Annotated in this window: 9 protein-coding genes and 2 pseudogenes; 6 read left to right on the top strand and 5 right to left on the bottom strand. The window is 72.7% G+C overall.

Annotated elements, in window-relative coordinates; translation table 11 throughout:
* The first annotated feature begins 131 nt into the window (after nucleotides 1-131).
* Entirely contained in the window at nucleotides 132-452 is a 321-nt protein-coding gene (locus ACFW2Y_RS30485; RefSeq protein WP_384885557.1) for a DUF3027 domain-containing protein, read from the top strand.
* 7 nt (nucleotides 453-459) lie between these two features.
* On the opposite strand, the pseudogene ACFW2Y_RS30480 reads toward ACFW2Y_RS30485, so the two are convergent.
* From ACFW2Y_RS30480 to ACFW2Y_RS30470, 3 genes and pseudogenes are all read right to left on the bottom strand, one after another.
* Nucleotides 460-1,594: pseudogene (locus ACFW2Y_RS30480) on the bottom strand (IS630 family transposase).
* A gap of 83 nt (nucleotides 1,595-1,677) precedes the next feature.
* Nucleotides 1,678-4,833, bottom strand: a complete 3,156-nt coding sequence (locus tag ACFW2Y_RS30475) for a sacsin N-terminal ATP-binding-like domain-containing protein (RefSeq protein WP_384885555.1) — start codon at nucleotides 4,831-4,833, stop codon at nucleotides 1,678-1,680.
* Nucleotides 4,834-5,029: 196 nt separating this feature from the next.
* Nucleotides 5,030-5,959 carry a DUF3027 domain-containing protein gene (locus ACFW2Y_RS30470; protein ID WP_384885553.1) on the bottom strand — a complete coding sequence of 310 codons (930 nt, stop codon included), beginning with the start codon at nucleotides 5,957-5,959 and terminating at the stop codon, nucleotides 5,030-5,032.
* Nucleotides 5,960-6,340: 381 nt separating this feature from the next.
* Here ACFW2Y_RS30470 and ACFW2Y_RS30465 point away from each other — a divergent pair, with 381 nt between their 5' ends.
* From ACFW2Y_RS30465 to ACFW2Y_RS30450, 4 genes are all read left to right on the top strand, one after another.
* On the top strand, nucleotides 6,341-7,720 hold the full coding sequence (locus ACFW2Y_RS30465) for an MFS transporter (RefSeq protein WP_384885551.1): 1,380 nt from the start codon (nucleotides 6,341-6,343) through the stop codon (nucleotides 7,718-7,720).
* Between the two features lie 108 nt (nucleotides 7,721-7,828).
* Nucleotides 7,829-8,308, top strand: coding sequence for a DUF2771 domain-containing protein (locus tag ACFW2Y_RS30460; RefSeq protein WP_384885549.1), 480 nt, complete (start codon nucleotides 7,829-7,831; stop codon nucleotides 8,306-8,308).
* A 7-nt stretch (nucleotides 8,309-8,315) separates the two neighbouring features.
* Nucleotides 8,316-9,059, top strand: coding sequence for a futalosine hydrolase (locus ACFW2Y_RS30455; RefSeq protein WP_384885547.1), 744 nt, complete (start codon nucleotides 8,316-8,318; stop codon nucleotides 9,057-9,059).
* On the top strand, nucleotides 9,056-9,907 hold the full coding sequence (locus tag ACFW2Y_RS30450; RefSeq protein ID WP_384885545.1) for a 1,4-dihydroxy-6-naphthoate synthase: 852 nt from the start codon (nucleotides 9,056-9,058) through the stop codon (nucleotides 9,905-9,907). Before ACFW2Y_RS30455 ends, ACFW2Y_RS30450 begins: the two co-directional genes overlap by 4 nt.
* A gap of 60 nt (nucleotides 9,908-9,967) precedes the next feature.
* Here the strand turns inward: ACFW2Y_RS30450 and ACFW2Y_RS30445 are convergent, their stop codons facing one another.
* Together ACFW2Y_RS30445 and ACFW2Y_RS30440 are read right to left on the bottom strand one after the other, a co-directional pair.
* Nucleotides 9,968-10,351 carry a cold-shock protein gene (locus ACFW2Y_RS30445; protein ID WP_384885543.1) on the bottom strand — a complete coding sequence of 128 codons (384 nt, stop codon included), beginning with the start codon at nucleotides 10,349-10,351 and terminating at the stop codon, nucleotides 9,968-9,970.
* A gap of 167 nt (nucleotides 10,352-10,518) precedes the next feature.
* Nucleotides 10,519-10,890 (bottom strand): recombinase family protein, encoded by a 372-nt coding sequence (locus ACFW2Y_RS30440; RefSeq protein ID WP_384885559.1) that lies wholly within the window; start codon nucleotides 10,888-10,890, stop codon nucleotides 10,519-10,521.
* Nucleotides 10,891-10,943: 53 nt separating this feature from the next.
* On the opposite strand from ACFW2Y_RS30440, the pseudogene ACFW2Y_RS30435 reads away from it, so the two are divergent.
* Nucleotides 10,944-11,771: pseudogene (locus ACFW2Y_RS30435) on the top strand (IS701 family transposase); the annotation flags it as partial.

Here is an 11,771-nt window from a genome sequence, read left to right as displayed (position 1 = left end):
ATTGCGCAAGCGGGTCCTCCTTCCGAGCCCCGGGGCTCGGAAGGAGGACCCGCGCAGCGCTGCCCAGTGCCGCATCAGAGAACCTTCGCCCTGTTTCTCGGTGAGAGGATCATGGGCAAGCTCTGGGGCTGGTGGTCTCGGATCAAACGGGGCGGGAGGCATCGGGAGTGGCTGCTGGTGAACCTTGGACGGGCGAGGACCAAGATCACAACGATCGCTGCCATACGCGCTGGCTCGCCTCGTTGAACCGCTCGACGGCCCAGCTCGACTACCGGGACGAGTGGTATGACACCCAGTGCGGAGGATGTCGCTTCTGGATCGCGTTGAGCGGGGAGCTCGGCCAGGACTACGGGGTGTGCAGCAACCCCGCCTCGTCATTCGATGGCCGAGTGCGGTTCGAGCACGACGGCTGCGAGAGCTTCGCCGCTCGCGCAGACGGCTCGTTCGGGTAGCGGTCGGTCAGGCGACGTTGGCTCTGGCCACGACCTTGCGGAGGTGTTCGTCGGCGGCGTGTTCGTTCCGCCAGATGATGTAGCGGCGGATCATGCTGCCCTGTTCCTTGTGGCTGGGGTGGTCGGTGCCGTCGAGGGCGAAGTAGCGCAGGGCGGTGAACTGGGCCTCGATCCGGTTGAGCCAGGAGCCGTTGGTCGGGGTGTAGGCGATCTCGACGTTGTTCGCCGCGGCCCACGTTCCGACCCGCTGGCACCGCTTGGTGGTCAGGCGGGGTGAGTAGTTGTCACAGACGATGGCGATGCGCGTGCCAGCGGGGTGGAGCGAGCGCAGGTAGCGGCAGAACTCCAGGAACCTGGAACGGTTCTTGGTCTTCTTGACGTGCCCGTAGAGCTGGTCTTTGGCGAGGTCGTAGGCGGCGAACAGGTGTCTCACGCCGTGCGGGCGGGTGTAGGTCGCCCGCCGTCTCGGCCTGGGCTCGCGGTCGGGGTCCTAGTGTCGGCCGCCTCGTTCGGCCCACTGCCGGCCGGGATGGGGCTGGAGGTTGAGCGGTCCGAACTCGTCCGTGCAGAAGACGACCTCGGGTTCGCCTTTCTCGGGTGTGACCTCGCCGTCGGCGATCGCATAGAGGTGCTCGACCCTCGCTTTCTTGGCCGCATGGTCGGGGTCGCGGGAGGCCTTCCAGGTCTTCACGCGTTGAAAGGAGACGCCTTCCTCGCGGAGCAGGATCCGAAGGCCCTCGTGGCTGATGTCGTCGACCACCCCCTCGGCGACCAGGAAGTCGGCCAGTTCGGCCAGGCTCCAGGTCGAGAACTGCAGGCCGTGCTCGGCCGGCCCGGACTTGGAGATCTTCCTGATCTCCCGGCGCTCGGGCAGCGTGAAGATCCTGGGCCGGTCGCCCTTGCACTTCGGGTAGAGCGAGTCGAAGCCGTCGGCGTTGAAGTGGTGGATCACGTCGCGGACCCGGTCCGCGCTGGTGAACGTCACCTCGGCGATCTTCGCCACGGGCATGCGCTGGGCGGACAGCAGCACCGTCTGGGCCCGCCGCCAGGTCACCACCGACCCGGTGCCCCGGCGGATGATCCGCAGCAGCCGTCTGCCCTCGTCGTCATCGATCCCCCGGACCCGTCACCCGTTCAGCCACATGATCATTCTGGCCGTCCAGCGCCGCCCGGCACAGCAACCGGGCGGCACATCACAACGGGGCGAACGTTGCCCGAAGCGGCACTAGTCGAACCAGCGGTCCCGGGCCAGCTCCGCCGTGCGGGACGGGTCCTCCAGGAGGGCCGCCACCTCGAAGCGGCGGGGCCACTGGCCGGCGGCCCAGGCGAGGCCCGCCGCCACGCCCTCCAGGGTGGCGGCGTGGAGGACGCCGTCGGGGGTACGGCGCCAATCGAGCTCGGTGCCGCCCGCGCGGAGCTCCTCGTGCTCGACGTACGAGGCCGGGGTCGAGGGCCCCAGCAGGGCGTGGACCGACTGCGGCACCTCGTGCTCCTCGCCGACCGTCGTCACCCCGGCCTCGACGGCCTCGCTCAGGCGACGCACCTGGAAGAGGTCCGCGAGGTCCGCCGCGCGGGACGGCGCGACCGGCAGGAGCGGCAGGTCACCGGCGAGCGGGAGGAGGTCCGGGGCGTCCGCCACCAGGGCCTCCGAGGCGTCGACGACCACCAGGGTGCCGTCCACGACCGCGCGCAGTTCGTCGGGGAGGGTGACCTGCTCCGGGTCGAGGTCCGCCAGGGCCGTGTACAGGGCGTGCAGCTGCACGCCCGTCACCTCCCTCGACGGGTCCGCCAGTCGGGACAGGAGCTCCGCGGCACCGCCCGGCTCGTCCAGCAGGACCGCGACCGAGGTCCGTACGCCCAGGGCGCGGAGGACCTGCTCGTCCTCGAAGCCGGTCGCGTCGGCGGAGTCGTACAGCCCGATGAGGAGCGGGTCGGTGCCGGCCGCCCGGAGGCCCGCCGGGCGGCGGCCGTCCAGGACCGGATGGTCCCGCAGCCACCAGGCGGTGTACGGACGGACGGTCTCCGTCGTGCCGTCCGGGAGGAGCACCCGCACGGGCTGGATCAGGGCGTCCCGCAGGGGCGGCTGCGCGAGGAGCGCGAGCGCCTGCGGCCACGCCCCGTCGTCGACCAGGTCCAGGTCCCGCACGGCCACGATCTCGGTCGCCACCGGCGGCACCGGCGACTCCGGCAGCCGGTCGAGGACGTCCTCGCACCACACGTCGACCGCGTCGAGCAGACCGGCGTCGTCCGGCTCCGGGTAGTCGCCTTCCCGGGGCTCGACCTCGTCCGGGTCGACGACCAGGTCGGTCGCACGGACCAGGGCGAAGGTCGCCAGCACCCCGCAGGCGGCGAGGGGCTGCTCGCCCCAGCGGTCCGCCAGCTCCGCGTCCACGAAGGCCAGCTCGTCCTCCCGCATCACCGCGGCGAAGGCCGAGCCCGGCAGCACCAGTTCACCCGCGGGGGAGAGCTCGCCGTCCTCGTCCGGGAGGGCGAGCGCACCGAGCCAGGGCTCGTCCCCCGGGTCCAGCTCCGCGTCCCTGACCAGCGCGAGGACCGCATCGGCCAGCTCTTCCGCGTCCAGGGCATCGGCGTCCTCGTCCCAGATGTCCCCCGCGTCCAGGGAAGCCGCCACCGCCGCCCGCACCTGCGGGGTCGTCAGGACCGCACGGGGAGTGGCCGGCAGGGCGCCCAGCTTCTCCAGGAGCGGGTGGGCGGCGTCCGGGTGCGCCACCTTCAGCCCGAGCCGGGTCAGCTCCGCGGGGGTGCGGTCCTGCGGCAGGAGGACCTGCCGGGGGCCGATCGTCGTCCGCACCGGCACCCCTTCGGTTCCTTCCGCGAGCGGCACCGGAAGGCCCGTCAGGCGGTCCGGGTCGACGCCCGCGAGGGAGTCGTACAGCCGCCACCACCAGGTCGGCGCCCGGTCCACCCCGGCCAGCCGGTCGATCGCCTCGGTCAGGGGAACCCGACCGACCCCCAGGGTCCGGAGCTCCGGCCGGCGCTCCAGGCCGGCCGGAAGCAGCGTCGGGAACACCTCCGCCAGCACCCCCACCGTCTCCGCACCCGCGCCTTCCACGACTTCCGCCTCGATGGGGCGCAGCGCGGGCAGTTCCTCGGAGGGGGCGGCCGGCGCCAGGAACGCGACCCGCGGCAGCCGGTCCAGGATCGCCTCGCGCAGCGCCCCGTCCAGCGGGCCCTTGCCGAGCGGTCCGGGCACCAGGTCCAGCGCGCCGGGCGTCACCGGGTGCCATTCCGCGAGGAGTTCGGCGTACGCATCGGCCGCGCGCTGCACCAGGAAGTCGGTGAGCGGCCCCGGGGCGGGGTGTCGTCGGGTGGTGTCCAGCGGGAGCGAGGCGATGAGGAGGGCCGGGATGCCGAGCGGCTCGTCGGTGGGGGTCGGCGCGTGGACGACCGGGGTGGTGCGGGGGTGGCGCGGGGCGCCCGCCTCGTCCACCGGCACGGCCCAGGTGACGGACCAGTGCGGGCGGAGCCGCTCCTCGACCGGACGGTCCCTGAGCAGCTCGGCGTCGAGCGGGCCGCCGTGACGGACGGTGCGCCAGCGGTGGCTTCCGGTGGCCGTGTCGTCGATGCGGACGTGGTCCCCGTCCTCGGAACGACGGACGGTCCGCACCCCCTCGGCCGTCTCCACGACGACCTCGGCGAGGCCCGGAAGGGTGAGGAGGAGGGCGTCGTCGACGGAGGTCAGGAGCCGCTCGGCCAGGTCCACGGCGGCGGCGTCCCGCAGGGGGAGGACGACGACCGTGTCGTAGCCTTCGGGCGCCGTGCCCTCGGCGGGTAGCGGGAGTCGCAGGAGCGGCACGTGTCCGTCGCGGCGGCGCAGCTCGTCGCCGAGGCCCGGGCTGTACCGGGCGGCTTCGGCGGCCAGTCCGCGGGCCTCCGCGAGGGACCAGCGGACGCCACCGTGCCGGCCGAGGACGGCGGGCTCGTCGCTGACCGCGAGGACGGCGGCGAAACCGACGCCGAAGCGACCGACGGCGCCGTGCGCGCCCGGCCCTTCCTGCTCGCGCTTGGCCGAGGCGCGGAGGGTCGACAGCGACTCGACGCCCGCGGCGTCCAGCGGGGCGCCGGTGTTGGCCGCGGCGAGGACGGCGGGGCCCTCGTGGTCCGCGGGGTGCAGGGTCAGCCGGAGGCGGCCGGGGACGCCGGCGCGGCGGGCGGCGTCGGCGGCGTTCTGGGCCAGTTCGACGACGAGGCGGTCACGGTAGCCGCCGAGGGCGAGGTCCTCCTCGGCGTTCGCGTCCTCGCGGAAGCGGGCCGGGGAGGCTCCCCAGGCGTCGAGCACGCCGCGCCGCAGCCGTGCGGTGCCGAAGGGATCGGTTCCGTCGGTCGTCGTCCGGACGCTGACGCTCACGTCTGACTCCACTCTGCGGGGCGGTCGGTCCCGGACCTTGAGGCCCGGGGCCCGAAGGTACCGCGCCCCGGGGTCACCCGACTGCCGGGGCACGTGGGGGAGCAGGGGCGTGCGGAGTCATTCGGCCACCGGGGACGGGGCGTGCCGCACGGGTCCCGAGCGGCACGGGTCCCGAGCGACACGGACACCGGGCCGCTCGGGTCAGGGGCTAGGAGTGCCCCAGGTCCTCCGAGGCCGCGTCCGGTTCCGTGGTGGAGCCGGAGTCCTTCGCCGGGCGCAGCGGGAACGCGTCCGCGGCCATCGAGTCGTGCACCGGCGGTGCCGGTCGCGGCGGCTTCGGCATGACCGCGGCCTCCGAGTGCCCGCCGCAGCCGTAGGCGAGGGACACGACCCGGCCGTCCGCCGGCGAGAACTCGTTGGCGCAGACGCCGAAGGCCTGCTTCAGGGAGCCGGCCAGCGGCACCAGGAAGGCGCACGACTCGCAGGAGGCGGGTGCCGCCTGTGCCATCGGGGTCTTCGCGCCGAAGGCCTCGTCCCACCGGTCGGCCGCGACGTGCAGCCCGTACCGGGAGAGGACCCGGGCCCGGCGCATGCCGAGCTCCTCGGCGACCGAGGCGATCGCGCTCCGGGAAGGGGTGCGGGCCACGATCTCGGCGTCCTCGACGTCGAGGTGCCCTTCCATCTCCTCCGAGACGGCGGAGTTCGGCGGCGGCGCGTCCTCGCCGGAGTAGCCGGGCTCCAGGCGCAGGTCGTCCTGCTCGGTGGGGAGGAGGTCGCCGGGGCCCATGTCGCCGGGGCGCAACCGCTCGCTCCAGGGCACCCACTCGGGGGCGAGGAGGGCGTCGGTGCCGGGCAGCAGGACGGTTTCGTCAAGCGTGACGTTCTTGGCGCGGGAGGCACGGGTGACGGTCACCGCCCAACGCCAGCCGCGGTATCCCGGCTCCTTGCACTCGAAGAAGTGCGTGACGACCCGGTCACCCTCCGCGATCACCCCGACGTGTGCGCCGACGACTCCCGGAGCAGCCGCCTCCTCGGCGGCCTCTCGTGCGAGGTCCACGGCCTCGGCACACAGGCGGTCGGGGGTACGCGTGGCTCGCGGGGTACGCGGGGTACCGCTTCGCGTCGTCGCAGCACTCACAGGTCTCGCTTCTCTCCTACGCGGTCTCACGGGTGCGCCGGCCGAGGGGCGGGAGCGAAGCCACGGGCGGCGGGCGGAGCGGACCTGGGGGCCGCATCGACGTCCGCACCCGACTTGTCTCGCGCGTCTCGGGCACACCTATCGCCATCCATTCTGCGGGATGCCGAAGAGGCGCGCGGCCGAGAGATTCCGCCGGTGACGCGCTACGCACGCTACCCCGTTCGCGGGCCGCCGCCCACCTGCCCGTCCCAAGTGGCCCGCATCGCGGACGGTCCGCACCGGCCGAACGCCCCGGGAGAGCGGCCGGAGGGGGCCGGTCCGAGGGGGGGTCCGTCGTCGTGCCACGGTTCGCCGGACGTGCCGGTGGGGCACTATGACGGAGTGGCAGCCGCACGGTCCCCCGCACGATCGCACGATCCCTCCGGGCCGCTCCGTCGAGCGGGCCGGAAACTCGGGCGTGCCCTGCACCTGCCGTTCACCGGGACCGCGAAGGGCATTCGGAAGGCGACGCACGCGCACGGCGCGGGCGAGTCGGGCCTCGGCAAGCTGATCGAGCTGCACGCCGTGAACGGGGCCGGCGACGTCATGATCACCGTCGCGCTCGCCTCCACCGTCTTCTTCTCCGTGCCGACCGACGAAGCCCGTGGCCGCGTCGCGCTCTACCTCGCCATCACCATGGCGCCCTTCACCCTCCTCGCCCCCGTGATCGGTCCACTGCTGGACCGGATCCCGCACGGGCGGCGGGCCGCGATGGCGGGCGCGATGCTGACCCGCGCAGTGCTCGCGATCATGATGTCGACCTTGGTGGCGACGGGCGGCCTGGAGCTGTACCCGGCGGCACTCGGCGTCCTGGTCGCCTCGAAGGCGTACGGGGTGGTGCGCAGCGCCGTCGTGCCCCGCTTGCTCCCGCCGAACTTCTCGCTGGTGAAGGCCAACTCGCGGGTCACCCTGGCCGGGCTGCTGGCGACGGGCATCGCCGCGCCCATCGGAGCGGGGCTGCAGCTGGTCGGGCCGGGCTGGCCGCTGTACGGGGCGTGCGCGCTGTTCCTGCTCGGCGCGTTCTGGGCGCTGCGGATGCCCCACAAGGTGGACTCCGCGAAGGGTGAGCGGCGGGCCCACCTGCTGACGCACGGGGAGCGGAAGCCGAGCCTGCGGACGGTCGGCCCCTCCGTGCTGCACGGCCTGCAGGCGAACGCGGCGCAGCGGATGCTGTCCGGCTTCCTGATCTTCTTCCTGGCCTTCCTGCTGCGCGAGCACCCGCTGTCCGGGCAGAGCGCCGCCGTCTCCCTGGGCATCGTGGGCGTGGCGGCGGGCGTCGGGAACGCCTGCGGGACGGCGGTCGGCTCCCTGCTCCGGGACCGCGGCCACGGTCCCGAGGTCATCATCGCCACGATGATCACCGTGGTGTTCGGCACGGCGGTCTGCGCGGCGATCTTCTTCGGCGGTCTGATGGTCGCCGTCTTCGGGGCGGTCGCGGGCCTCACCCAGGCCCTGTCGAAGCTGTCCCTGGACGCCCTGATCCAGCGGGACGTGCCCGAGCAGGTGCGGACCTCGGCGTTCGCCCGCTCGGAGACGGCCCTGCAGATGGCGTGGGTGGTGGGCGGCGGGATCGGCATCTCGATGCCGCTGAACGGCACCGTCGGCATGTCCGTCGCCGCCGGGATCCTGGGCCTGGGAGCGCTCCTCGCGGTCCGCGGCCTGCTGTCCGCGGCCCGCACCCGCCCGGGGCAGAAGGGCAGCCCCAAGGCGAAGGTGCCCTAGCGACACCCCGGCCGAACGCGGGGGGACACTCCGTACGAACCGGTACGGGGCGGCGGCACGCCGTACCCCGGCGTGGCGCGAACGCGGCGGCCCGATAGCCTTCGGCTCATGACCGTTGCGTTCTTCTCCGGCTCGCGCCGCCGGGCCGCCGTCGCCCTCGGGGCCGTCTCCGCCGGGCTCCTCGTCCTCTCCGCCTGCGACAAGCCGACTCCGCTCGCGACCCTGACGGTCGGGACCGACTCGGTGCACTCCGAGGCCGCCTGCTACAACGACGGCGACGCCATCAAGGAGTCCCAGATCCAGCAGTGCCTCAACAAGAAGGCCGAGAAGACCATCACGGTCTCCACCGGCGACCAGATCCGCTTCGGCGTGGACCCGGAGATCGCCGAGAACGGCTGGACGATCTTCCTGGGCGGCCAGCAGGCCGAACCCGAGCCCTACAAGAAGACGTACCGGTCCATCCCGGCCAGCGCCTTCTTCGCCACCCAGACCGGCGAGGCCACCGACGAGACCCAGGTGACCATCGTCGAGAACACCGGCAAGAAGCTGACCGGAATCTGGCACTTCCAGCTGAAGAAGGAATCCTGACCCGCCGGTGCTCCACCGGATCCTGATCGTGACGGCCGTGGCGGCAGAGGCGGACTCCGTCTCCGCCGGCCTCGGCTTCGACGGGCCCCAGCCGCTCCCGCTGCCGGGGGGCCGCACCCTGCGCCGCCACGTCCGCGGTGCCGTCCGCGTCGACGTGCTCGTCGGCGGAGTCGGCCCCGCCGCCGTCGCCGCCGCGACCGGGGCCGCCCTGGCGCACACCGCGCCGGGGACCCCCGAGGACGGCTACGACCTCGTCGTCTCCGCCGGGATCGCCGGCGGCTTCCAGCCGACCGCGCCGATCGGGTCCGTGGTCGTGTCCTCGGCGATCGTCGCCGCCGACCTCGGTGCCGAGACCCCGGACGGCTACCTCGCCGTCGAGGAACTCGGCTTCGGCCGGTCGGTCCACCCCGTGCCCACCGCGCTGACCGACCGGATCGCCGCCGCCCTGGACACCGGGGCACGACCGCACGTCGTCGCGCCCGTCCTCACCGTCTCCACCGTCACCGGCACCGCCCGGCGCGCCGCCGAGCTGGCGGAACGTCGTCCGGGAGCGGCGGCCGAGGCGATGGAGGGCTTCGGCGTCGCCGAGGCCGCCGCCGCGCACGGCGTTCCCGTCGTCGAACTGCGGACCGTGTCGAACGCCGTCGGGCCGCGCGACCGTGCCGCCTGGCGCATCGGCGAGGCCCTGGACGCCCTCCGGCACACCTTCGCCCTGCTCGGCAGGACCGTCTTCGTGGAGGCGCACCCGTGAAACTGAAGATCGCCTACTCGCCCTGCCCCAACGACACCTTCGTCTTCGACGCCTGGGCGCACGACCGGGTCCCGGGGGCGCCCCGGCTCGACGTGACCTTCGCCGACATCGACGTCACCAACGGCTGGGCCGAGGGCGGCGCCGACGACCACGACGTCCTGAAGGTCTCCTACGCGGTACTGCCGTGGATCCTCGACGAGTACGCCCTGCTGCCCTGCGGCGGCGCCCTGGGCCGGGGCTGCGGGCCGCTGGTCCTGACCCGGCACCCCGGGACGGGGGCCGACCTGGCGGGGAAGACGGTCGCGGTGCCGAGCGAGCGCTCCACGGCGTACCTGCTGTTCCGCCTGTGGGCGGCCGAGCAGGTGCCCGGCGGCGTCGGGGACGTCGTCGTGATGCCGTTCCACGAGATCATGCCCGCCGTCCGGGACGGAAAGGTCGACGCGGGACTGGTCATCCACGAGGCCCGCTTCACGTACCAGGGCTACGGACTGCACCGCCTCGCCGACCTGGGCGAGCACTGGGAGTCCACGACCGGCCTGCCCATCCCGCTCGGCGCGATCGTCGCCCGCCGCTCCTTGGGCGCGAAGACGCTGGAGCTGCTCGCGGAGGCCGCCCGCGCCTCGGTGCGGATGGCCTGGGACGACCCGACGGCCTCCCGGCCCTACGTCCTGGAACACGCCCAGGAGATGGACCCGAAGGTGGCCGACCAGCACATCGGGCTGTACGTCAACGAATTCACGGCCGACCTGGGCGAGCACGGCTACGCGGCCGTCCGCGGACTGCTCACGCGGGCCGCGGCCGAGGGGCTCGTACCGCCCCTCGGCCCCGATGCACTGCGGTTCCCGTAGGAGGAGCCGGACGGGGCCAGCGGCCGCCCGCGGATCGGGGCGGGGCGGGGCGGCCGGACCTCAGACGTCGAGCTGGTCGGCGACGGCGCGCAGCAGGCCGGCGATCTTCTTGCCGGCCGCCTTCTCGGGGTAGCGGCCCCGCTCCAGCATCGGGGTGATGTTCTCCAGGAGCGTGGTCAGGTCCTGCACGATGGACGCCAGCTCGTCGGGTTTGCGGCGCTGCGCCGCGGCCACGGAGGGCGCCGGTTCGAGGACCGTGACGGACAGCGCCTGGTCGCCCCGCTGACCGGCGACGACACCGAACTCCACCCGCTGTCCCGGCTTCAGCGCGTCGACTCCGGCAGGGAGCACCGACGAGTGGACGAAGACGTCGCCGCCGTCGTCGCGGGAGAGAAAGCCGAAGCCCTTCTCACTGTTGAACCACTTGACCTTGCCAGTCGGCAAAGCACACACTCCCTTTATCAGTCCCGGACACTCCTGGGCGCCCGTAGAAATGCCCTGGAACACCTTACTGGGGCTGTCCCCAGCGACAGTGAGGGTTAATCCAGTCCCCGAACGAGGAAAACCCCTACCCAGACAGGGCAGAGGCTCACAGGGGGCACAACAGGGGCTCAGGCTTCCTTGGCCTCAGCCTTGATGCGGAAGACAGTCGCACGACCGATGCCATGCTTGGCCGCTACCTTCATGACGCTCAGGCCGGCCTCCAGGTCTTCCAGGACAGCCGCACGGTCAATCTCTCGGGGACGACCCCAGGTCTTGCCGTTGGCTTCACGGGACGCACGGGCAGACGCACGGCGCTCACGCTGGAAGATCAGTTCCATCTCAGCGAACGTGCCGAGCATGAGGAGCGCCATGTCCGCAGCGGGACCACCTACGCGAGTGTCGATGGTCATCGCTCCGCCGATCACCAGGTGAACCCCATCGGCCCTGAGTTCGGCCACCAAGGCAAGCACCTTGTGCGTGGTGCGCCCGAGACGATCCAGGTACTACAGCCGGAGATCTTGTGACTGTGTCCTGTCATCCTCGTTGACCGGGCATGATGACGGGTGTGACGGCTGAGCAGATAGCCGGATGGGACGCGGAGCTGTCCGAGCTGACTGGTTCGTTGGGGCGGTTGTTCAACCGGCCCGAGCCGCGGGTGGTGTTCACGCGGTATGTCGAGGGGCTGCTGGCGGAGCTGCCGAAGAAGAACGGGTGGACGCTGGCGGAGCGGGCCGGGCATGTGACGCCGGACCGGATGCGGTGGCTGCTCAACGGTTCGGTCTGGAGTGCCGACCAGCTGCGCGACGCGGTGCGCGACTATGTGATCAAGTATCTCGGCGACGTGGAGGCGTCGCTGGTCATCGACGACACCCAGGCGTAGAAGAAGGGCACCAAGTCCGTCGGGGTGGCCTTCCAGCACTGCGGGCTGACCGGCGATGTCCGCAATTGCCAGACCATGGTCATGCTCACCTACGCCGCCGAGAAGGGGCACGCTTTCATCGACCGCCGCCTCTACCTGCCCGAGGACTGGGCGAGCGACCCGGACCGCTGCCGTGAGGCCGGGATCCCCGACGACATCGTCTTCGCCACCAAGCCGGAGCTCGCCATCGTGATGCTCACCTCCGCTCTGGTCGCCGGCGTCCCGTTCGGCTGGGTCCTGGCGGACGCCGGGTACGGACGCGACCGGGGCCTGCGCGCCTTCTGTCACGGCAGATCCCTTCCCTATGTCCTGGCCGTCCCGGTCGATCTACCGCTTCACGGCCCGCCCGGCAAGCCCCGCCAGAGGGCCGTGAAGCGGGCGGAGGACCTGCCGCGTTACGCCAGGACCCGAGACCGGTGGGAACGCCGTTGCCTGGGCGACGGTGCGAAGGGTGAGCGTCTC

The organism is Streptomyces sp. NPDC058877 (assembly GCF_042742855.1).
In the GTDB taxonomy this organism is placed as follows: Bacteria; Actinomycetota; Actinomycetes; order Streptomycetales; family Streptomycetaceae; genus Streptomyces.
The sequence above is the reverse complement of the archived record's forward strand: the minus strand, read 5'-3'. Positions and strand labels throughout refer to the sequence as shown.